This window comes from Natrinema hispanicum (assembly GCF_004217335.1).
GTDB lineage: Archaea > Halobacteriota > Halobacteria > Halobacteriales > Natrialbaceae > Natrinema > Natrinema hispanicum.
Window position 1 is genome coordinate 111,929 of sequence record NZ_SHMP01000004.1, and the last position, 21,839, is coordinate 133,767.

The following is a 21,839-nucleotide window of genomic DNA, read 5'->3' on the forward strand; positions in this document are numbered from 1 at the left end:
CGTATGTGGGGTCGTCTCTAATAATTCGTCCTCCGAAGCGGCAGGTTACGTCGCCGCCTCGGCTTCGTCTTCCGCCTCGTCTTGCAGCTCAGTTCGGCGGATCTTTCCGGTGACTGTCTTCGGCAGGTCGTCGCGGAACTCGAGTTCGCGGGGGTACTCGTGGGCCGATAGCTCCTCTTTGACGTGGGTCTTGATGTTCTCCTTGAGGTCCTCGGAGGGCGTCGTGCTCTCGCTTGGCACGATGTAGGCTTTCACGATGTTGCCCCGCTCCGTGTGTGGTTTGGGCACGACGGCGGCCTCGGCGACGGCGTCGTGTTCACCCAGCGAACTCTCGACCTCGAAGGGGCCGATGCGGTAGCCCGACGAGAGGATGACGTCGTCGGCCCGCCCTTCGAACCAGAAGTAGCCGTCCTCGTCTTTGTGTGCGAGGTCACCCGAGAGGTACCACTCGCCGTCGGGGCCATCGATGAAACACGAGGCGGTCTTTTCGGGTTTGTTCCAGTACTCGGCGAAGAAGCAGGGATAGTCCCCGCGTTCGGCGATCTCGCCGGTCTCGCCGGGCTCGAGCACTTCGCCCGTCTCGGGGTCGACGATGTCGGCCTCGATGCCCGGCAGTGGCTTGCCCATCGAGCCGGGTCGGAGTTCCATCGTCGGGTAGTTGTTGATGATCATGTTGCCCGTCTCCGTCTGGCCGTACGTGTCGAGGATGGTGACGCCGAGTTCGTCCTCGCCCCACTCGACGACACCTGCCGACAGCGGCTCGCCGATCGAGAGCGCGTGACGCAGATCGAGGTCGACGTCCGCGAGCACGTCCTCGTTCTCGCGGAGCATCCGGTAGGCTGTCGGCACCGAGAACAACACGGTGATCGGGTAGTCGTCGAGCAACTCGGCCCACGTCTCCGGGTCGAACTCGCCTTCGTAGGTGAACAGCGAGGCCCCCCAGAACCAGGCCCCGAGGGTGTTGATCGCGCCCGTCAGCCAGCCCAGGTCGCCCGTACTCCAGTAAAGGTCGCCGGGCTGGAGGTCGACGGCGTACTTCTGGGTCGCCGCGACGCCGGCGACCCAGCGCTGTTTGTGGAGGACGCCTTTCGCCAGCCCGGTCGTCCCCGACGTGTAGTAGAGCAACGCGTCGTCTTCGCCGCCGGTGGCGGCAGCGTCGTACTCGGTGCTCGCCCCGTCGAGTGCCGTATTAAACACGACGTCGTCGGCGGGTGCGCCGCCGCCGCGATCGACGGTGATGACGTGTTCGACCGTCGGTGCGTCCTCGAGTGCCTTCGCAACCGTCTCGCGGTTGTCGCTTGTCGTCACGAGAACCTTCGCGTCGCAGTCGTCGAGACGGTAAGAGATGCCGTCCGGCCCGAAGCGTTCGTTAACGCTTCCCCAGACAGCACCCCGTTTGAGCGTCCCGACCAGCGCCACATAGTGTTCCGGAATCCGTGGCATATACGAGAATACGCGGTCGCCCTGCTCGACGCCCAACTGCTCGAGGACGTTCGCAAACTGACTCGAGCGGTCGGCTAACTCCCAGAACGTTAGCTTCGTCAGCTCGCCGTCGGTATCGACCTGATAGAGTGCGACCGACTCACGCTCGGTCGCATGCCGGTCAGCGACCTCGTGCCCGATGTTCAGTTCCGCCGGTGCATCCCAATCTGCCTCCGCATAGATATCGTCCCACGAGAACTGCTCCCGTTCAGTCTCGTAGTCCGAGAGGTTGTGGCTGGACACCATACACCAACCCGGATATCGTTCCCCTATATAATGCCACCGGTAAATTCTGCAGCAAAAACAGACGAATACTGTATGTGTTCGCAGAATAGATTCGCTTCATCAGACTACTGTCCTGCGTAAACACTACTGTTTACGTACTATTGAATAGCAGACATGTTTAACTCGTTTTGTGTGGGTGGTGCTGTCAGTCACTGCTCGTCATGGTCGCCTCCAGCAGCGTCGCCATCATAGCGTGTCCGCCACGCTGTCCGTGCGGCCTCACGAACGGCCGGCGGAAACGACGTTTCGAACGTAACCCGTGGCGCGATATAGGAGTCCTCCCAGCGCGGATCCCAGGCCGCATTGACGTACAACCGGGAGCCGGTCTGTCCGTCCTGTCGGTACCGGGGCCGTTGGGCCGCTGGCGCGGATGCGTCGCTGAAGATCCAGTCCCGCGAGGGATGGGCTTTCACCCAGATGTCACCGAGGACGCGGCCGAGATCCGTCGGTGCGACGTCTTCGTCGACGATAATGACCGTATCGAACAGCGACGAGAACGTAAAGAGGATGTTCGCGAGTTGCCACTCGAAGCCGGCATAGAGGACGTCGGTGGCGACGACACAGAACCCGAGTTCGGCTTCGGCCGGTAAGAGAACCCACTCGACGGGCGAGATCCCCCAATAGTTGTTGACGCGGTGGTACAGCGTCGCCGCCGTCGTCACGCCCGTCAACTGCAGATCGTCTGCCAGCGGTCGGCCGACGGGCGAAAACGGCACGACCGGCTCGTCGGTCGCGATCACCCGCTCGACGGACAGTGCAAGCGGCGTGCTCTCGAGACAGTACTCCCACGCTTCACGCCGGTCCGACTGGAAGTCGGGCTGGTGGTCGGCGACCGTCGTCTCGATCACGACCTCAGTCGCACTCGGCACGAGACCGCCGTTCGTGGGGACGAGCGGCACGTCGTCGGCGACACCGCAAGCCTGGATCGGTACCGCGACGTGGTCGGTCACGGCGAGGAGATAAGCGGTCATAATAGCAGCAGGTGGCACGCCGAGGGCGATCGAGATCGTCTCGTTACCGTCGAGCAGGGCAGCCAGCGCGGCAGGTGTCCGCACTCTGAGCGTTTCGTCGCCAACGATGGAGCCGTGGATCGGTGCCCAGTACGTGCCATCGGCCGTCGCTATCGACGCCATACCCAGCGTCAGCACGGGCCAGACGTCGTCAGCACCCTGTGGGAGGCCCAGCGCCTGCACGCTGTCGACGGTGCGCGACGCCGCTTGCGTGTCGTACGTCGGGCCGTCCGTCTCGCCGGCCGGTCCGAGGCCCGTGATCGTCTCGAGCACGGAGACGAACGACCCGTCGGACTCCAAGCCAAGCCCAAGCGCCAGCCGCGACCACGGCTGTGCATCCCGCCGCTGCATCCGGTCGGGACCGCTGAACGAACCACTCGCGAGGTCGACGCCGTCGACCCGGTTGTATCGGATTGCCGGCCCGCTCGCACGGAGCGCCTCGGCCGCGACGACGTCGGGTGGAACGTCGGCAAGTTCGTCGGCCGCGAGCGTCAGCAGGTCGTCGTCGCCGTCCAGACCACGGAGGTACTGCGCGAACGGGATCATAGTCAGTCACCACCTCCATACTGGCGCTGCTCGAGGAGATCGAACGGCTCCGGCGAGACGCCCGCGTCGACGAGCAGTTGCTGTGCGCGTGCGCGCAGTGACTCCGTTTCGGCGTCGTCTTCCGGCGGTCGATCACTTGTCGCGTCGATGTAGGCTTTCGCGGTCTTGGCTCTCGAGGTGCCGACGTCGGCGCTGCCTTTCTCGTCGGGGGTCTGGTAGATGTTAAGCGGGACTTTCGGCATGCGCTCGACGCCGAACTGGTGAAAGTCCGTGTCCGGATCGGCGTTCAGCGCGATCGCCGTCAGGACGGCCCGTGGGTCGTGTGCGTCGACCGTCGAATCGACGAACACGAAGAAATCGATATGCAGCATCCCCCAGGTGGTAAAGACGAAGTTCGCCAGTTCGTGGAGGATGCCGGGGTACGACCGTTCCGTCGCGATCACCCAGACGGTCCGGGAGGTAAACCGCCACGGGACAGCGGCGTCGACGTCGAAGCCAGCTGCCTGCAGGCCAAGCGTCGCATCGGGACCGGCAGCGGCGGTCTGGAGCGTGCTGCTCGAGTTCTGGCCGTAGCCGACGCCGGTCCCTTCGACACAAAACGGCACTCGGGGCTTGGCTCGGTGGGTGATCGCGTCGACGGCGAAGACGGGCATCGACCGCCGCGGGCCGTTCATGTAGCCGAAATAGTCGCCGAAGGGACCCTCGTCGAGGCGTTCGTTCGGGAGGACGTGGCCCTCGATAACCAGTTCCGCCGTCGCCGGGACGGACAGGTCGTTCGTCTCACACGGGACGAGGTCGACAGGGCTGGCTTTCAGCCCGCCGGCGAAGGCGGCTTCGCTCCGGCCCGTCGGAATCCACATTTCGGTACTGCACTGGACGGCCGGCTCTGCTCCGACGACAGCCGCTACCGGCATCGGCTCACCGCGCGGTTCGTACTCGTAGTAATAGCGATTCGGAACTTGCTCGCCCGCCAGAAACAGCAGGCTGGCGAGCGCATCGTCGTGGATCATCATCCGGTGACTCGACCATCGTCCCCACTCCGTCTCCGGGTCCGGCGCGACGATGGTGTGGAGATTCGAGTACCGCCCGCCGTCGCTTCGATGCACGTACGGCCAGGGAAACGACAGGAGGTCGACGTCAGCGCCGGTGTGAACGACGTCTTTGCAGGGTGCGCGCTCGGGCTCGAGGAGTCGGGGCTCGCAGGGCGAGCGAAGACGGTCGATAATTGCGTCGTAATATGCGGCCCCGGACAGGCCGGCCGACAGCCCGAACGCCTGCGCGAGGTGATCCCACGGTCGACTCCGTGGGCCGCGGTATGGATCGCCGACGAGCGCTGCGTCGACGTCGGTCGCCCCAACCGACCCGAACAGCGGTACCTCGCCGTCGGTCCGGTTGGCGAGCATCGTGATCGCGCTCGCCTCGAGATCCCACGATACCGGCTCGTCGAACGAGACGAGCGCGTCGTCGTCGGCGAGTAACTGGAGATAGTCGCGAAACGAATCGGCTGCCATGACTATTCCTGGTCCATCAGCGCACGTCGGAGTGGGTCGGCCTCGAACTCGGTGCGGACGGCGTCGTATGCCTCCAGCAGCGCGGGGCGGTCCTCCGCGAGGCGCTCGAAGGCGAGTTCGCGAAGCGCCTCGGCAGTCGACTCGTACTGGCCCGCTTCGACGAGGTAGGTAAGCACCACCTTGAGGTCGTCGGAGCGGGTATTGACGATGTTCGAGGTCGTTTCCTGCTCGCGTGCGAGTCGCCGCAGGAGGTCCTCGTTGATCCCTGCTGCATCGATCTCGTCTATGAGTTCGACGTACCACTCCTTGCTGACAGTCTCGTGTGGCCCAGTAACGACCGTCAGCCGCTGTGGATCGGTCAGCTCGTCGGGCTCGCGAGCGATTCGGACGCGTGCCTCGAAGATTCGCTTGGTTTCGGCATCGGTGATCTGCAGCGTCGTCTCCGTACACTCCTCGTCGGGCAGATGTTCCTCTGCGGTGATGTAGTGGTCCAACGTGGCCTCTTCGCTCCGGTCATGTGTCCCGTGTCTCATACTCTCATGCACCACTGGATCACCGTTACGCGTCAACTTCCTAAAGAGACGTGGTTCCTCGCGTTGGCGTCGCGAATCCGACAGGCAACGCTACTCGGAAGCGCACTCGGAACCTGAAAAACGGCTAGCGGCTACCGGCGCACCGGCTGAGCGGATCGCAGTTCGCGAGCGCAATAACAGCCCGTCTCAGTCGCCTTCGGCCGACGAGTGTTCGTTGGCCTGCTGGCGCAGTTCGGGCGCGATTCCGGGAACGTCTTGGGGCTCGACTGCGCCCTCGGCCTCGAGTTCTGCGATCGATTTCGGGAACTCACGCAGGCTCATGTGGATCGCGATGCCAGCCTGTGCCCCCTGTCCCATCGCGACGGGGACCTGGTTGTGCCCCGGCGTCAGATCGCCGACGGCATACAGGCCATCGATCGACGTCCGGCCATGATCGTCGACGGCGACCGTGCCGTCGTCGTTCAACTCTGCGCCCAGCGACGTCGCCAGCTCGTTGTGGTACTCCGAGCCGTACATCGCGAAGCCGCCTTTGTACTCGCGAACGGAGCCGTCCTCGAACTCGATCGCCTCGAGCCAGCCATCGTCGCCGTTTTGGATCCCAGTGATCTCCGCCTCGATGATATCGATGGGATGGCCCTCGAGTTGGGTGGCCCGCTCCTCGCTCCAGGTGGGCTCGTCGCCGCGCAACAGGATGTCGACATCGTCGGTGTAGTTGAGCATGATCATCGCGACGATGGCAGCGCTGTCGTCGTGGCCCATCACGTACACCGGCTCGTCGACGAACATGTACGCATCGCAGTGCAGACAGTAGTGGAGGCCGCGACCGGTCCGGGGCAACGGCGGGTCGGGCCGGCCGTCCGAAAAGCCGGTCGCAAGCACGACGGCCTCAGCGGTGACGGTTTCGTCGCCCGTCTCGAGTTCGAACGTGCCGTCATCGCGGCGGTCGATTTCGGTAACGAACTCCGTCCGGTAGTCCGCGCCGTAGGATTCGATCTGCTCGACGGCGGTCTGGAGGAACTCGTTGCCCGATACCGATTCGGGGACGCCGATGACGTTGTGGGTCTCTTGCATCATCGCGGCACGGCCGCCACCGCGGTCGAAGACGGCAGTTTCATGTCCGAGTCGCGTCGTATACAGCGCGCTCGTCAGGCCGGCCGGGCCGCCGCCGACGACCGCAACCTCGTAGTCGTGGGATGTGGATGGATCAGTAGACATCGGATTACCTTCTGTCACCCCGTTACCAGTGGGTGATTATAAACACAAGCCAACGCGTTCGTCACCGGGTTACCGGCTGGTAACCGCCTGTGGCGGCTGGTATCAGAAACCAGTTCTCACACCAAACTGTAGGCTACTGCTCTTCCTGTTGAAATTCTGGTTGATATGTGACGATTCCATCCACGTTGGCTACCGCTCCTTCGTGTAACGGTTTGACCATGAACCCTTCGTCAGCACCATACTCATTACCGAGTCCATACTCGCTTGCCCGTTCAAAGCCAAAGCGAGAATAGTACTCGGGATCGCCTAACACGACCACCGCATCGGCACCGGCCTCACGACACTTCTCTACCCCGTGCTGAATCAGTGATGAGCCGACGCCCTCGTTTTGATTTTCCGGTCGGACACCGACCGGTGCGAGCCCAACCAGTTCGACGTTCTCTCCCTGATCGGCTACGGTCGTCGGAGAAAACAGGATGTGGCCCACAATTTGGTTGTCTGCGACTGCTACAAGCGAGACCACAGCCTTGTCAGCATCGTGTAATCGCTGCACAATGCGTGACTCGTCGAGCCGTCCGTCGAATGCACGTCGATGCACTTCAGAGACGGCAGCAGCATCACTCGCAGTGAAGGGTCGTATTTCCATAACTAATTCTCTGACAGTAGAGAGCGACTCTGTGCCACAAGACGTGATCGGTTTCACTCACTCTTGTGGTATCCTGATCACTACCCTTCCATTCTGCCCCGCGATTTTGGTGTGGTGACTGTACGCCCTGTATTGAGCATCGTTTTGCCGACAGCACCAATAGCTGATAGAAGTGCCCACAGTTGATTCATATGTCTACTTATCGGCCAATTCACTGTGCAATAGTTGTAGTCAATCCCACGAGACGAATCCACGATACCGTTGTCAGTGGCACACACAGCAAACAGCACGTAGCAGTAGCGTCACCGGTTCTCGAGAGTGGTCTCGATACGTAATCGAAGCGATGGCCGACTGGGGGACGGACTACCTGACGGCTGCGGCAGATGAAGAACGTTCGATCGCGTAGCCGGACTGGCGATCGGTTGATGTCCGGGCTTACTCGAGGGTCGCGACCAACAGGAACGTTTCCGGTCGGACGGCCTCGTGCTCGATGGCAAAGCCGTGTTCGCGAAGTGCCGTTGTAGCGTCGTCGGCAGTGTAGCGTTCGTCGACTGGCGGCCCGTGCTCGCCGGTGCCGGTCCCAGCCCAGTCGAGGATGACGAGGCGGCCGCCCGGCGTGAGGACGCGGCGGATCTCCTCGAGGGAGTCGTCACTTGCGAACTCGTGGTAGGTCATCGTCGAGAACGCGGCGTCGATGGAGTCAGTCTCGAAGGGCAACTCGCCCACGCCGGTCGTGACGAGATCGACGTTCTCGGGAGTGCCTTTATCCCGATAGTAGTCGTGCATCTCTTCTTGGAGGTCGACCGCGTACACGTCGCCCGCGTGTGGGGCGACAACGTCGGTGTAGAATCCGGTACCGCTGCCGAGGTCGGCGACGGTGTCGGTCGCGGCAGGCTCGAGCGCCCACAGCAGCTCTTCGGCCGAGAGGAATCGATACCGCCGGTCGGCCTGCTCTAGCTTGTCGGCTCGCGAGGAGTCAAACGTATGATGTCCCATTCGTGTGAGATATTGGGGTGTCCAAGAAAAATCTTTTCGACACCGACGCTCGCTCGCTTCGAAACGAGAGCACACGGTTGCAACGGAATCGAACGCCGACAGACTATCTTCTACTGATAGTCTCGCTCAGGTGGGTGTCACTGCCACTGGCGTCTCATGTCGATAAGATGAGTGCAGTATTGTGGCCTCTATGAACAACCTTATTGGTGACTAGGTCGTACTGTCGACTACGATGACCGATTCGGTGAGCGAATACTTAGACAGCGAACTGCAGTGCATCGACCTCCTCGAGTGTGCTCACGGGCTCAAAGAGCTCGATCGAACAGTGTTCAGGCTGCTGGTAACTGCGGACGAGCCGCTGACGGTCGACGACGTCGCTGACGGCATCGGTCGTGATCGGTCGACCGCCTATCGGTCAATTTCTCGGCTGCTCGACACTGGTTTCGTAACCAAAGAACAGCGGAACTACGAGAGCGGCGGCTACTACTACGTCTATCAGGTGCGGGAGTCGGACGCGCTCGCAGCCGACATGCAACGACTCCTCAACGACTGGTACGCCCGCATGGGCATTCTGATCCAGGAGTTCGAGGATACCTTCGATTCGGCCCCTGACGATGGGCGCGCGCCGGTCCAACGCGACGAGTAAATCGATCACACTCTCGGTCATCGCCGGCCCGCTTCGGATCGATGATGGCTGCCGCTTGTCGACGGCGAGCAGCAACGTGCGCTGTATTGGGCCTATCATACAAAACAACTAAGACGATGTATCCCGTACCGGCGGATATGACCGACGATCAGACGCTCGAGGAGATTCGGCAACGAAAACTCGAGGAGCTTCGCGACCGCGCGGCAGGCGAGGAGCCCGCGGACTCGACACAGGGGAGTCCGACGGAGCCGATTTCGATCCACGGCGCGGCCGAGCTCGACGACACTGTCGCGGAACACGACGTCGTCCTCGTCGACTTCTATGCCGACTGGTGTGGTCCGTGTCAGATGCTCGAGCCGGTCGTCGAGACGATCGCCGCCGAGACCGATGCAGCCGTCGCGAAGGTCGATATCGACGCCAACCAGCAACTCGCCGCGGAGTACGGCGTCCGTGGTGTCCCGACGCTCGTGCTGTTTTCGGACGGCCAGCCTGCCGAACAGCTCGTCGGCATGCAACAGGAAGCCCAGCTTCGCAGCCTCGTTGGGAAGTATACCTGATCGAGCGGGGCTGTCCGCCGATCCCCGACCCTGCCCTCCGTAGTCGCTGCGTCAGCAAATCACCACAACACATTTCTTTTCACTCGACAGAACGCCGACCATGGACTCGGACGCCGCCTCTCGAGGGTCACTCTGGGGGCTTGCGACGCTGGCGAGTTTCTGCTGTGTCGGTTCCGGAACCGTCGCTGTCGCCGGCGGGACCGCCGTTGCTGGTGGGGCCGCCGTCGGTGGTCTGAGTAGCGGGATCGTCCAGCTGGCAGTCTCGATCGTTACCCTCGGCCTCATCGGGGTGGTCGTTCGCTGGCGCGCCGACTGTTCGAACTGCGAGGCGTGAGCCGCGATCGTGAGACGCGCCTCGAGCGAGAGACGACAGTGCTGGGACGGCGGTCTACCCGGCCGTCTCAAACGAACCCAGCGAGGGGCTCGAACTGGACCGCCGCGACGAGCACGGCGAGAAAGACGTACGATCCCCGAATGAGTAGCATGGTCGCGAGTTCGGGGCCGGCCTGTCGCGCGATGACCGCAACGGCTGCGAACGCAAGCGCCGCGAGCAACGCTGTAACGGGAAAGAGCCGTCCGATGGCGAGCCCGATGACGGCCACCAGAGCCACGGCCATCAGCCCGTAGGCGACGTCGTAGGCACGATCGGGGCCGACCGCGACCGCGACGGTTCGTTTCTGGATCGAACGATCGTAGGCATAGTCCTGCGCGTCGTCGATCACCTTGATGCCCGAAAGAAGGACGAGGAAGACGACGGCGAACGCGAGCGCGACAGGCGAAATCGTCGTCGCCTGCACGTAGTACCCGCCGAGCAGCGAGAGGGCGATCCCGAGCGGGTAGCCGGTCGTCGCCGTCACGGGGTTCGTATCCAGTTGTGGCGCGTGGTGGTAGGCGATCACCCACGTCGGAGCGACGAGCGCGACCGCGACGGCGTCGACGAGCACGGCGAGGGCGATACAACACAGCGCGACCGTCGCCGTCGACAGTCCGAGTGCGAGCTGACAGCCCCGTTCGGTCAACGGATGCTCGTCGTCCTCGCCTCGAACGTAGAAGTCGACGTAGCCGTCCTTGACGTGGGCCGTGTAGACCGCTGCAAACATCGCGACGACGTGGACCGCTGCGAGAAGCGGCGCGACGGTGCCGGCGAGGATCGCTCCAAATAGTGACGCGGCCAGCGGCGGCGTCATGAAGACGGGATGTACCTGCGACCAGAGCGCTCGAGCCGTCGTGCCCATCCCCGTCCCGTCCCTCGCGATGGCCATACTCGAGCGACAACGAACTGTCGTATAATACCCAGGCCGGGCCCGCACGTACTGGAACCGATCAGCCGAAACGCATAGCTTGATGTGAACTGCCGTGCCACGGAACGGCATGACGGACGGCTACACGGGCGCAGACCTCGTCACCGATGCCCTCGAGTCCTACGGCGTCGACTACGTCTTCGGCAACCCGGGAACGACTGAACTCCCGATCGTGAACGCGATCGCCGAGAGCGACCTCGAGTACCGGCTTGGCCTTCACGAGGACATCGCGGTGGGGATGGCCGGCGGCTATGCCCAGCGGCGGCGATACCACGCCCATCACGACGAGTCGGTCACGCCCGTCGGCGTGGCGAACCTCCACATCGCGCCTGGGCTGGCCCACGGGCTGGGCAACCTCTATGCGGCCAAGGTCGCCGGTGCGCCGCTGGTGGTAACCGCGGGCAACCACAGCACCGACTTCCGCCACGAGGAGCCGATCCTCTCGGGCCGATTGGCCGACATGGCTCGGCAGTTCTGCAAGTGGTCAGACGAAGTCCTCGACGTCGCGGCGCTCCCGACGATGCTCCGGCGGGCGTTCCGGGTGGCGATGACGCCGCCGACAGGGCCGGTCTTCCTCGCATTGCCACTGGACGTGACGATGGCCGACACCGACGCCGAGCCCGAACGACTCGGCCCGATTCCGAACGCCGGTCGGGGCGATCCGGTACAGCTCGAGCGCGCCGCCGACCTGCTCACTGACGCTGACGAGCCGGTGCTGGTCGTCGGCGATGGCGTTGCCCGGTCGGGTGCCGACGCCGTCGCCGCGGCGGTCGATCTCGCTGAGGCGACGGGAGCGCGCGTCCACGGCGAGATCCTCTCGTGTGAGGCCGACTTCCCGACTGCCCACGAGCAGTGGGTCTCGTATCTGCCGACCAGCGAGGACCACACCGCGACATTGCTCGACACCGATACGATCTGCTTTGCCGGCGTCTCGACGAACACGACGCTCACGCGCCACGAAAAGGTGCTGGTCGACCCCGACACGACCTGCATCCACGTTAGCGACGACGCCTGGCAGGTCGGCAAGAACCAGCCCGCCGATGCGGCCGTGGTCGGCGACCCCGGACTCGTCCTGCAGGACCTCGCCGAGCGTGTCGAGGGACGACTCTCGGATGCTGTCGTGGCCGAGCGACTCGAGATGGTCGCCGATGTCACGGAGCTGGCCGAGGCCAAGATGGCTGGCTTCGGCGAGGGTGACGGCGACGACCCGCGCGCTTCGAAGGCACAACTAGTCGACGCTCTGGAACGCGTCGCGGGCGACGCCGCCGTCGTCGACGAGGGCGTCACCTCGAAGTACGTTATGCTCAACCGGTGGGACCTCGAGCCCGAACAGTACATCTCGAACAAAGGCGGTGGGCTCGGCTACGGGCTCCCGGCGACGGTCGGCGCTGCCGTCGCGGAAGCACAACGGGACGATCCCCGTAACGTGGTCGGCTTTATCGGCGACGGCTCCTACCAGTATTATCCCCACTCGATCTACAGCGCCGCCCGCTACGACCTCGATCTGACGGTCGTCATCTCGGATAACCGCAACTACCGCATCCTCAAGGACAACACGCTCAAGCTCATGGGTGGCACCGAGGACGACTACGAGTTCGTCGGCATGGACTTCGAACCAGCGGTTGACCTCGTGGCAAACGCCGAGAGCCACGGCGCACGCGCCGACCGCGTCGAGACGCCTGACGAGATCGAGGGTGCACTCGAGAACGCGTTAGCCCACGACGGGCCGGACGTACTCGACGTGTTGGTCCACGATTGATGCAGTCTGGAGTGTGTCATAGAACGACTATCGCGGTATTTATTTCGACCCAATCGGGGTGAACTATCCATTCACTACACCTGCAGACTGACCGCCGAATAGTCTGCCAGTTGTAAGAGGATTTTCAATACTTGTACTAAATACAGGGTTCGGATTCACCACAAGTTAGAAGTCGGAAACTAGTTCTTTATTTGTCAGTTGCGAGGTTTATGAAGTGTTGTTTCGATTAGGCCATACCCAGATAAAGAAATAAACTACGACGATAGTAATGAGTGGGGAGGTACCAATGAAGAGAGCGATCATGAAAGCAGGCGGATAAAGGAATAATCCCGGTGGTGGAACGTCTTTGTATTTATTGAGTATGTCGAAAACGACAGCAGGAACAGCGAGAACAGTTGTAGGCAAAACAAACAAGACGACAAATGTCTCCAACGCCCATTCTGGAGTATTAGTAAAAAAAGTGGCACCTGACAAAAACAAAGCACTGACGCCAGACAGTGTCGGTAAATACCACCATTTGTCAGTGCGAGCAGCGATGGATTCGAGAGTTTGGAGAACCGGCCCAGGCGAGTAGTTTTCGGAGACCATAGTTTCTGTTTCCAGTTAATTTTCAAATATTTTCTGCACACGAAGTCTGGTACCGTGCTGACCTCATCCTTATATCTCGCATATCATTCCTACCAAAAACTGGATGGATAACTACTCTTTTCGGTATGTATGTTCACTGTACTTACCGTTGTTGGGTAGTCTCAGGGAGAGTGTACGAACTATTCTATGACACTCTCCCAGTCTGCGGTACCGATTTCCCGGTGCACCCGTGGGACGGGTCGCGGTTCCACCGGCACTGACTGACAGGGGTTCGTCTGACTACGAGCGCCAGTATGCCGGCGTCAGGATGACCAGCACGGAGAGGATCTCGAGCCGGCCGATCCACATCAGGAAGACCATGTAGAGTTTCGCGGCGTTGGAGAAGGGCTCGTAGCTGTTCATCGGCCCGACAACGCCGACGCCCGGTCCGACGTTCCCCAGCGTCGCGATCACGGCGCTCGTCGCCTCGAGTGCCGACAGCGAGAGGTCGGGCGTGCGATAGGAATCGAGGAACAACAGGACGCTCGAAACGACGAACAGCGTCAGGAACAGTGCCATGAAGACGAAGATGCTGTGGATCGTCTCCTCGTCGATGATATCGCCGGTACCGCCCATTCGCACCGGCTGCACCGCCTTCGGGTGGACGACACGGAAGAGTTCGCGCCGCATGGATTTTTGGACGACGTACCAGCGAACGATTTTGATTGAGCCGGCAGCCGACCCCGCCGAGCCGCCCAGAAACATCGCGAAGATGAGGATCAACTGTGTCGACTCGCTCCAGGTGTTGAAGTCCATGCTGGCGTAGCCGGTCGTCGTCACGATCGCGAGCGTCTGGAAGAGGCCGTGGCGCAGCGACCGCTCGAGGCTCCCCGGAATCGTGGCGACGCCTTCGGGAACCGTCGCGAGACCAGCGCCGAGAAAGAGCAGCGCCGAGAGGAGGCCGCCGACGATCCCCATCGACAGCAGGTAGGATCGGAACTCGGCGTTGCCGGTCAGTCGCTCGAGGCGGCCACGCCAGGCGTACCAGTAGAGCGCGAAGTTCGTCCCGGCGACGACCATGAAGACCATGATCGCCCACTGAACGCTCGGTGCGAACGCCTCGGCGCTGCGTCCCTCCGGCGAGAAGCCGCCGGTCGGCAGCGACGTAAGCGCGTGTGCGACAGCGTTGTAGAAGGTCATGTTCGGGGCCACTCCCACGAGGTGCAGCCCGTAGTAGACGACCACGGCAGCGAGCGTAAACCAGGCGTAAATCAACCACAGCGCCCGCGCGGTTTCTCTGATCCGCGGCGTCAGTTTCTCGACTTCGATCCCCGGCGCTTCCTCGCGGATGATCTGGGTCCCACCGACGGAAAGCTCCGAGAGGATCGCAACCATGAGCACGAGAATACCCATTCCGCCGAGCCACTGCGTGAGCTGTCGCCACATCATGATCGACCGCGAGTGGGTTTCGACGGAGATACTCCCCATGGCCGTCGCGCCCGTCGTCGTAAAGCCGCTCATACTCTCGAACAGCGCATTGACGGGATCTGCGATCGTTCCCGTGCCAGCGACGAGATACGGGATCATCCCGACCAGCGGAACGACGAACCACGTCAGCGCGACCAACAAAAAGGCCTCGCGGTGCTCGAGAGTCGGATCGGGCTCGAGGCGCTCGAGGCCAGCGCCGACGGCGATGGCGACGACCAGCGCGACGAGGAAGGGAAGCGGGGACTCCCGGTAGTACAGCGCGACGACAGTCGGAAACAGCAGCGTCAGCGAGAGGTACTTCAACACCGTTCCGACGAGGCTGCAACTGGATCGAACGTCGACGTAAAGCCTTCGTGCCATATATTAGCTCTCTTATCGCACCGCGAATCACTCACCAGTAACCGATCGTCGTATCTGCGATAGAGTCGCGGTCTCGCAATAAATACTGCGTTCGACCCCTGCCACCGATCTGCCGGGATCGACTCCCATATCGTGTTCGAGTTTCGGGGGTCGGCTTCAGGTCGCTCGAGACGGAAACGCGACCGTTTTATGTGAGTTCGTTACGGGGTGTGGGGTGATGAGACTGCGAGCTGTGACTCGAGCGCTGCCGTGGAGGGGAGTGCCGTGAACGCCGCCCTCGATCTACTGGTGCAACTCGGCGACTACGACCAGCCACAGGGAGTCGCCGAGCGAGCCGTTCAGGCCGAAGCGCTGGGATTCGATCGGATCACGGTTGGCGAGACGACCGGCTGGAACATCATCCCGCCGCTGACGCTGGCGGCCGACCGTACCGACGAACTGGGCATCTCGAACGACGTGATCTCGCCGTACGGGCGGTCGCCGGCGATGCTTGCCCAGACCGCGCTGACGATGCAAGACGCCGCCGACGGCCGGTTCCGGTTCGGGATCGGTCCGAGTTCGCCGGCGATCACCGAGCGCTGGCACGGCAAGGAGTTCGACCGGCCGCTGCGTCGGACCCGCGAAGTGATCGAGATCATGCGCGGGGTCTACGACGAGGGCACGCCTGCCTACGAGGGCGATGTCTTCGAGATTCCAGGCCTGAATTACGAGCGCGGCCCCCACGAGAACCCGCCACCGATCGACCTCGGCACGCTCGGCCCAAAAGCCACCGAGATGGCCGGCCGCTTCGGCGACGGCTGGGCACCGCAAATGTTCACGAAAGACGGGCTTCGCGATCGACTCGCGGATCTCGAACGCGGTGCCGACTTAGCGGACAAGGAACTTTCAGACCTGCGAGTCGCCCCCATCGTCCGCGGGATGGCGTCCGAAGACCGCGAGAAAGCACGCGAAAAGGCTCGCAGCACGATCGCGTTCATGCTCGGAGCCTACGGTCCCTACTACGGGAACTCCGTCGCCGAGCAGGGCTATCCGGATGTCGTCGAGGAGATCCGGGCTGCGTGGGACGAGCGGGATACCGATGCGATGGCCGCCGCACTCCCCGACGACGTCCTCGACGAACTGGCTCCCGCGGGCACTCCCGAAGAGGTCCGCGAATGGGTCGCGGACTACGCCGAGATCGACGGCGTCGACGCCGTCCGCGTCGGGTTCGTCGACGGGCTGTCCGAGGAGGACAAGCGGACGACGATGGAAGCCGTCGCCGACCTCGCGTAGCCGATCTGCCGGTCGACTGTCACTGTGTTTCGGCGCACCCTGCGGTCGCGGTTGCACCGGCACTGACTGACAGTAGACCGTATCAAACTGTCGTACTGACCGTCGAATTGCGGTCCGTGAGGACATGGCTCCGTGCCTCGATTTGTCGCCATCGACGCTGACGCAAGTGCGATCGATGCCCGAAGTGCTTTGCCCGGCAGTATAAGTACTGTCCAATACCTACCGGTGGTATGATTCCACTCCTCCGTTCTCCCGAGACCCTCACTGCGTTCGGCGAGTCGGCGTCCGACGGCGTCGACACGGCGATGAAGCTGTTAGCACATCGCTACCGGCGCACGGTGTTGCAATATCTCGAGGACAAAGACGGTTCGGCCACGCTCACGGAACTCGCCGTCGAAATCGCGACCCAGGACGCGGCGACGGAGCCGAACGCGATTTCGGATCACGGTGATGTCTCCGCACGGGAGCGACGGACCGCCCGCATCTCCTTGCACCACATCCACATTCCGAAGTTGGCTGCCGCGGACGTGATCGACTACGAGTCCGAAACCGAGACGGTCACGCTCCGCGAGCGCGGTCGGACGCTGCTCGAGCGGGACGACGCCATCCGCGGACTGGGTAACGTCGAGTAGCCGGGTCCGTGTCGCGGTAACGACGGCTTACGGTTCGATCACCAGTTTACCGAGGAAACTCTCGTCCATGACAGCGTGTTGTGCATCGGCGGCCTCCTCGAGGTCGTAGGTCCGTGCCACGTCGATCGAGAGCGCGCCCGTCTCCATGAGGTGAGCAACGCCGCGTAGCGGGACACGCAGGTCCGGCGTGTTGAACATACTCATGAACTGGTAGGAAACGTCCTTCGAGCGGGCGGCCCCGTCGTTCGTAAAGCCGGGATCCGGACTGTTCTCGCCGATACCGACGACGCGGGCACCCGTCGCGGCCACGTCCGCGTCGAACTGCAGATAGTCGTCGAGCCGATGGTCGAGCACGGCGTCGACGCCGCCGTCGGAGGCCGCGAGGACGGCATCGGCCAGATCGTCGCGGCTGTAGTCTATGACCGTTTCGGCTCCGTGGTCGGCGAGCGCGTCATGGTACTCTTCGGCGGCCGTCGTGATCACGCGCGCGCTCACGGCGGCCCCGATTTGGACGGCCGCGTGGCCGACACCGCCTGAGCCCCCGTGGATCAGACAGTACTCGGCAGGCTCGAGGCCGGCGTGGTCGATCAGCGCGCGCCAGGCGGTGACGGCGACGACGCCCGCCCCGCCGGCTTCAGTCAGGTCTGCGCCGTCGGGGAGGTGGACGACGCGATCGGTCGGGATCGCCGCGTACTCGGCGTAGGACCCCTGATACCCGCCGTTTCCGATACCGGTCCCGTAGACACGGTCGCCTTCGGCGAAGTCGTCGACAGCGTCCCCGACTGCGGTGACGACGCCAGAGACGTCGACACCGGGTGTGAAGGGGACGTCGACCGGCTCGTACGACCCGTCCCGGAAGTAGGTGTCGACGGGATTGACGCCCGCGGCGGCGACCTCGACGACGAGTTCGTCCGCGGCCGGCTCGGGCCGATCGATCTCATCTACCTGCAGTACATCCGCATCGCCGTGTTCGTGAAGACGGACAGCGCGCATATCTCGGCTGACGTCACGGGTGCGTATAATGGTACACGAGACGGCAGTCCGAGCTATCGAACTGCTCGAGTCGCGTCGTTGATAATCTCGAGGGCCGCTTTCAGTTCCTCGGTCCCGGTCGCATAGGAGAGTCGCGCATAGCCTGCGCCGTTCTCGCCGAAAGCATCGCCGGGGACGACGACGACGCCCCGATCGAGCACTTCCTCACACCAGCCCTCGGGTACCTTCGGCATCGCGTAGAAGGCCCCCTCGGGGGTGGGAACCTCGAGGCCGGCGTCGGTGAGGCCGTCCAGGACGAGGTCGCGGCGCTGTTCGAAGGTCTCGACCATCTCCTCGACTGGCTCTTGGGGCCCCGTCAGGGCGGCTTCGGCGGCGTACTGGGCCGGCGCGGAGGCACAGGCCTGACCGTACTGGTGGACGCGGAGCATCCGTTCGATGCGCCGGTTCGAAGCGACGACCCAGCCGAGCCGCCAGCCGGTCATCGAGTAGGTCTTCGAGCAGGCGCTGAGGGCAACGACGTTGTCCGTCTCGGCGAACTGCAGCGGCGAGTGGTGCTCGCCATTGAAGACGATGTGTTCGTAGACCTCGTCGGAGATACAGAGTACGTCGTGTTCGTCGGCGATGCGGGCGAACTCGCGCATGTCCGCTTCGCTCTGGACGGCCCCCGTTGGGTTCGCGGGGCTGTTGATGACGAAGGCTGCCGTCTCGTCGGTAATCGCTTCTTCGACCGTCGCAGGATCGAGCGTCAGGTCCTCACGCAACCCGACCGGCTTCGGCGTGCCGTCTGCGATCCGGGTCAAGGCGTCATACGAGACGAAGCCGGGATCGGGAAAGATGACTTCCTCGCCGGGATCGACGTGGGCCTGCAGCGTGATATGGAGCGCTTCGCTGCCGCCCGCGGTCGCGATCACGTCGTCAGGGTCGATCTCGAGGCCGTAGTCGCGGTCGTACTTCGCCGCGATCGCCTCCCGAAGCTGCTGTGTGCCCTTGTTGGAGGTGTAGGCGTCTGCCCGCCCGGATTCGATGGCCTCGATCGCCCCGCGGCGAGCGTGGGGTGGTGTCGGGAAGTCCGGCTGGCCGAGACCGAGGTTGATCGCGTCCTCGCCAGCGGCCTCGAACACCTTCCGGATGCCACTGATTGACACCTGCTCGACTCGAGCTGCGAAGTCAGTCATGGCTAAACGGGGGTGTTCGACCCCGATAACTCTTGATGTCTCGTCAACGTTGGGTCGATCAGCGCTCGCTGGCGTGGGACTCGAAATATTATTGTCATGATGACATTTTCCGCCGATGGCTCTCGGTTGGAGACGAGTTTTAACTGTCCATCTATATGATAGAACACACCACAAGGGATATGCCAGTCGTAGCGAATCACACGGATAATGACCTTCTCTCGACGAGCGGTACTCGCTGCAGGCGCGACGGGGACGCTTGCACTGACGGCTGGCTGTCTCGACGTCGTACTCGGTAACGGACCACTCGAGTTCGATGCCGGCCGTGTTGCCCCAACCGACGACGCGGTGGCGACGGCCGGCTACCAGGAGAGCGACGTCAGCGACGAGACGATCGAGCGGACGGTCGAACTCCCTGGCGGCGTCGAACGTGAGGCCCGGGCAACGATCTGGCAGTCGACCTATACGAAAGCCGTCGACTACGCTGGCCAGACGCGTGAGGGGGCCGCCTTCGTCGGCGTCTCGATCCCTGGCATGCAAGTCGCGGGGCAATCGCTCAATCCGCTTGGCGAGTTATCGAACACGGAACTCCTCGAGCGATTCCTGGGGCAGCTCCCCAGCGATCACGGCGAGCTCTCCGGTGTCACACACGAGGAATCGTTCGGCCTCGAGATCCTCGGCGACGGCCGCACCGTCGACCTGTTCGTCGGGACAACCGACCTCGAGGGCGAGATGATCGAGATCGAGCTCAAGCTGACGTCGTTCGACCACGAGGGAGACCTGCTCGTCTTACTCGGTACCTATCCGAAGCTGCTCACTGCCGAGTCGGCAAACGTCGAGGAACTCATGGAGTCGGCCGAGCACCCGGTCTCGAGCTAACGAGGGGGGGGGGGTGCCCCGACTCGAGACCGCTCGGTCTCGACAGCCGTGGGGTCGGAGAAGACGATTCGGGGACCTAGTTGACGCTCACTTTGTTCGACCATGTGTCGATAGCTGCGGGTATGTGGCGTGTGAGACCGCTGGACGGTAACTGGATGGGCTTCTAAATCGTCGGCGGCGGTCACGTTGCAGTGTACACTATTGGGAATGTCCAGAAATGGTTTAGGCGCTGCCAGCCCACGCTTACCCATGGCAGATACGTTCGTCGTCATCGGCGGTGACGCAGCAGGAATGAGCGCTGCGAGCAAGGCGAAACGCGAGAACCCGGAGCTGGAGGTAATCGTCTTCGAGAAAGGCGACTGGGTCTCGTATGCCGCCTGCGGGATGCCCTACTACGTCAAAGGAGACGTCGACGACCTAGACGACCTCGTCACGATCACGGCCGACGAGTTCCGCGACGAACGGGACGTCGACCTGCGAACCGGCCACGAGGTCGTCGACATCGATCCCGACGCCCAGACGGTAACGGTCGACAGCGGCGCGGAGACCTACGACCAGCCCTACGATGACCTTCTCGTCGCGACCGGCGCGAACGCGATCAAACCGCCCTTCGAGGGGCTCGACCTCGAGGGCGTCTTCACCATCCACAACATGGACGAAGCCGACGCCATCGAGGACTACGTCACCGAGCGCGACCTCGAGACGGCCGCGATCGTCGGCGGCGGCTACATCGGGATCGAGATGGCCGAGGCGCTGTCGGAACACGGCCTCGACGTCGATCTCTACGAGATGCTGCCCCACGTCCTTCAGCCGTTCGGCGAACCCGTCGCCGAAATCGTCGAAGACCATCTGCGCGAGCAGGGTGTCAACCTCCACCTCGAGACGGCGGTGTCGGGCTTTGACGGTGACGAGCGTGTCGAAAGCGTCGCACTCGAGGAGGAGACCGTCCCCGCCGACGTCGTGATCGTCGGTGTCGGCGTCGCACCGAACGTCGACCTCGCCGAGGCAGCCGGCATCGAACTCGGACCGACCGGCGCGGTCGCGACCGACGAGTACGGTCGCACGAACTACGAGAACGTCTTCGCGGCGGGAGACTGTGCCGAGGCACGCCACGTCGTGACCGGCGAGCCGGACCACGTCCCGCTTGCCCTGACCGCAAACCGTGCGGGTCGAGCGATCGGCCAGACGATCACCGGCGATCCCACGCCGACCGGTGAGATCGCGGGCACGGCCATCGTCAAAGCGTTCGAACTCGGGGCCGCCCGGGCGGGGCTGACTGACGAGGAGCGAGCCGAAGAGGCCGGCTTCGATCCGGTCTCGGTCACGATTTCAGCGGCAACACGCGCCCACTACTACCCGGAGGGTGAGGAACTCTCCGTCACGCTGCTTGCCGACCGCGAGAGCGGCAGGCTACTCGGTGGCAGCGTCGTCGGCCGCGAGGGCGCAAAACGGATCGATACGGTCGCGACGGCGCTTCACGCCGGGATGACCGTCACCGAACTCCAGAACGCGGACCTGGCGTATGCACCGCCGTTCAGTCCCGTCTGGGATCCGGTTCTGACCGCGGCGAAAGTGCTCTCCGGCAAGCTCGAGTAACGACGGCCGACCGCATAGCGCCGTCGCGGACCGACAGCCGTTGTCGGCAGCGTTCTGAGGGGATCGGAATCCGAGAAACGTTTAAATTCAGGCTGTTCATAGCAGTGACTATGGAAAACAATGTCGGCTCGGTGGACCGTCTCGTACGGCTCGTCGGTGGTGCGGTTCTCATTGCCATCGGCATTGCGTCGATTGTGCATATCCTCCATGCCGGAACGATCGTAGGCGTGATCGCGACGCTGGTCGGACTCGTCTTCTTTGGGACCGGGGTGACCAGATTCTGTCTGCTCTACCAGCTGCTGGGCGTCGATACGTGTAAGGCACCGTAACCGGCGTCGGCCCGGGGCCGATCGGGTCGATGCAAGCCGTCAGCTGTCGTCCCCAGTATTTCAC

Annotated in this window: 21 protein-coding genes; 9 read left to right on the plus strand and 12 right to left on the minus strand. The window is 63.1% G+C overall.

Features of this window, described 5'->3' with window-relative positions; genetic code table 11:
• Positions 1–45: 45 nt before the first annotated feature.
• From BDK88_RS07585 to BDK88_RS07615, 7 genes are all read right to left on the minus strand, one after another.
• Positions 46–1,728 (minus strand): acyl-CoA synthetase, encoded by a 1,683-nt coding sequence (locus tag BDK88_RS07585; protein WP_130499916.1) that lies wholly within the window; start codon positions 1,726–1,728, stop codon positions 46–48.
• A 188-nt stretch (positions 1,729–1,916) separates the two neighbouring features.
• The gene (locus tag BDK88_RS07590) at positions 1,917–3,323 is read right to left on the minus strand and encodes a UbiD family decarboxylase (protein WP_130499917.1); all 1,407 of its coding nucleotides are present in this window, start codon (positions 3,321–3,323) and stop codon (positions 1,917–1,919) included.
• Between the two features lie 2 nt (positions 3,324–3,325).
• Positions 3,326–4,834 (minus strand): UbiD family decarboxylase, encoded by a 1,509-nt coding sequence (locus BDK88_RS07595; protein WP_130499918.1) that lies wholly within the window; start codon positions 4,832–4,834, stop codon positions 3,326–3,328.
• A 2-nt stretch (positions 4,835–4,836) separates the two neighbouring features.
• Positions 4,837–5,367: a ubiD operon protein gene (locus BDK88_RS07600; protein ID WP_130499919.1), complete on the minus strand. Its 531-nt coding sequence runs from the start codon at positions 5,365–5,367 to the stop codon at positions 4,837–4,839.
• Between the two features lie 186 nt (positions 5,368–5,553).
• Positions 5,554–6,582: an NAD(P)/FAD-dependent oxidoreductase gene (locus tag BDK88_RS07605; protein WP_130499920.1), complete on the minus strand. Its 1,029-nt coding sequence runs from the start codon at positions 6,580–6,582 to the stop codon at positions 5,554–5,556.
• Between the two features lie 133 nt (positions 6,583–6,715).
• Positions 6,716–7,228 carry a GNAT family N-acetyltransferase gene (locus BDK88_RS07610; protein WP_130500597.1) on the minus strand — a complete coding sequence of 171 codons (513 nt, stop codon included), beginning with the start codon at positions 7,226–7,228 and terminating at the stop codon, positions 6,716–6,718.
• A gap of 435 nt (positions 7,229–7,663) precedes the next feature.
• Positions 7,664–8,224, minus strand: coding sequence for a class I SAM-dependent methyltransferase (locus BDK88_RS07615; protein ID WP_130499921.1), 561 nt, complete (start codon positions 8,222–8,224; stop codon positions 7,664–7,666).
• 232 nt (positions 8,225–8,456) lie between these two features.
• On the opposite strand from BDK88_RS07615, the gene BDK88_RS07620 reads away from it, so the two are divergent.
• From BDK88_RS07620 to BDK88_RS07630, 3 genes are all read left to right on the plus strand, one after another.
• On the plus strand, positions 8,457–8,870 hold the full coding sequence (locus BDK88_RS07620; RefSeq protein WP_130499922.1) for a helix-turn-helix domain-containing protein: 414 nt from the start codon (positions 8,457–8,459) through the stop codon (positions 8,868–8,870).
• A gap of 137 nt (positions 8,871–9,007) precedes the next feature.
• Positions 9,008–9,427: a thioredoxin gene (trxA, locus tag BDK88_RS07625; RefSeq protein ID WP_008012594.1), complete on the plus strand. Its 420-nt coding sequence runs from the start codon at positions 9,008–9,010 to the stop codon at positions 9,425–9,427.
• 100 nt (positions 9,428–9,527) lie between these two features.
• A complete protein-coding gene (locus BDK88_RS07630; protein WP_130499923.1) occupies positions 9,528–9,761 on the plus strand; it encodes a hypothetical protein in 234 nt (77 codons plus the stop codon).
• A gap of 67 nt (positions 9,762–9,828) precedes the next feature.
• On the opposite strand, the gene BDK88_RS07635 is transcribed toward BDK88_RS07630, so the two are convergent.
• Entirely contained in the window at positions 9,829–10,689 is an 861-nt protein-coding gene (locus BDK88_RS07635; RefSeq protein ID WP_130499924.1) for a UbiA family prenyltransferase, read from the minus strand.
• Between the two features lie 109 nt (positions 10,690–10,798).
• On the opposite strand from BDK88_RS07635, the gene BDK88_RS07640 reads away from it, so the two are divergent.
• Positions 10,799–12,487 (plus strand): thiamine pyrophosphate-binding protein, encoded by a 1,689-nt coding sequence (locus BDK88_RS07640; protein ID WP_130499925.1) that lies wholly within the window; start codon positions 10,799–10,801, stop codon positions 12,485–12,487.
• 207 nt (positions 12,488–12,694) lie between these two features.
• On the opposite strand, the gene BDK88_RS07645 is transcribed toward BDK88_RS07640, so the two are convergent.
• Both BDK88_RS07645 and BDK88_RS07650 read right to left on the minus strand, forming a co-directional pair.
• Positions 12,695–13,075: a hypothetical protein gene (locus BDK88_RS07645; protein WP_130499926.1), complete on the minus strand. Its 381-nt coding sequence runs from the start codon at positions 13,073–13,075 to the stop codon at positions 12,695–12,697.
• 279 nt (positions 13,076–13,354) lie between these two features.
• On the minus strand, positions 13,355–14,902 hold the full coding sequence (locus BDK88_RS07650) for a TrkH family potassium uptake protein (protein WP_130499927.1): 1,548 nt from the start codon (positions 14,900–14,902) through the stop codon (positions 13,355–13,357).
• Between the two features lie 264 nt (positions 14,903–15,166).
• Between BDK88_RS07650 and BDK88_RS07655 the strand changes: the two genes are divergently transcribed.
• Both BDK88_RS07655 and BDK88_RS07660 read left to right on the plus strand, forming a co-directional pair.
• Positions 15,167–16,174 (plus strand): TIGR04024 family LLM class F420-dependent oxidoreductase, encoded by a 1,008-nt coding sequence (locus tag BDK88_RS07655; protein WP_130499928.1) that lies wholly within the window; start codon positions 15,167–15,169, stop codon positions 16,172–16,174.
• Positions 16,175–16,404: 230 nt separating this feature from the next.
• The gene (locus BDK88_RS07660; protein ID WP_130499929.1) at positions 16,405–16,806 is read left to right on the plus strand and encodes a DUF7344 domain-containing protein; all 402 of its coding nucleotides are present in this window, start codon (positions 16,405–16,407) and stop codon (positions 16,804–16,806) included.
• Between the two features lie 27 nt (positions 16,807–16,833).
• On the opposite strand, the gene BDK88_RS07665 is transcribed toward BDK88_RS07660, so the two are convergent.
• Together BDK88_RS07665 and BDK88_RS07670 are read right to left on the minus strand one after the other, a co-directional pair.
• Positions 16,834–17,799 (minus strand): NADPH:quinone reductase, encoded by a 966-nt coding sequence (locus tag BDK88_RS07665; protein WP_130499930.1) that lies wholly within the window; start codon positions 17,797–17,799, stop codon positions 16,834–16,836.
• Between the two features lie 53 nt (positions 17,800–17,852).
• Positions 17,853–18,974, minus strand: a complete 1,122-nt coding sequence (locus tag BDK88_RS07670; protein ID WP_130499931.1) for a pyridoxal phosphate-dependent aminotransferase — start codon at positions 18,972–18,974, stop codon at positions 17,853–17,855.
• 207 nt (positions 18,975–19,181) lie between these two features.
• On the opposite strand from BDK88_RS07670, the gene BDK88_RS07675 reads away from it, so the two are divergent.
• From BDK88_RS07675 to BDK88_RS07685, 3 genes are all read left to right on the plus strand, one after another.
• Complete coding sequence (locus BDK88_RS07675) at positions 19,182–19,850, plus strand: DUF6517 family protein (protein WP_130499932.1); 669 nt, start codon at positions 19,182–19,184, stop codon at positions 19,848–19,850.
• A 249-nt stretch (positions 19,851–20,099) separates the two neighbouring features.
• Complete coding sequence (locus tag BDK88_RS07680) at positions 20,100–21,446, plus strand: FAD-dependent oxidoreductase (protein WP_130499933.1); 1,347 nt, start codon at positions 20,100–20,102, stop codon at positions 21,444–21,446.
• A gap of 110 nt (positions 21,447–21,556) precedes the next feature.
• The gene (locus tag BDK88_RS07685; RefSeq protein ID WP_130499934.1) at positions 21,557–21,775 is read left to right on the plus strand and encodes a YgaP family membrane protein; all 219 of its coding nucleotides are present in this window, start codon (positions 21,557–21,559) and stop codon (positions 21,773–21,775) included.
• The last annotated feature ends 64 nt before the right edge of the window (positions 21,776–21,839 follow it).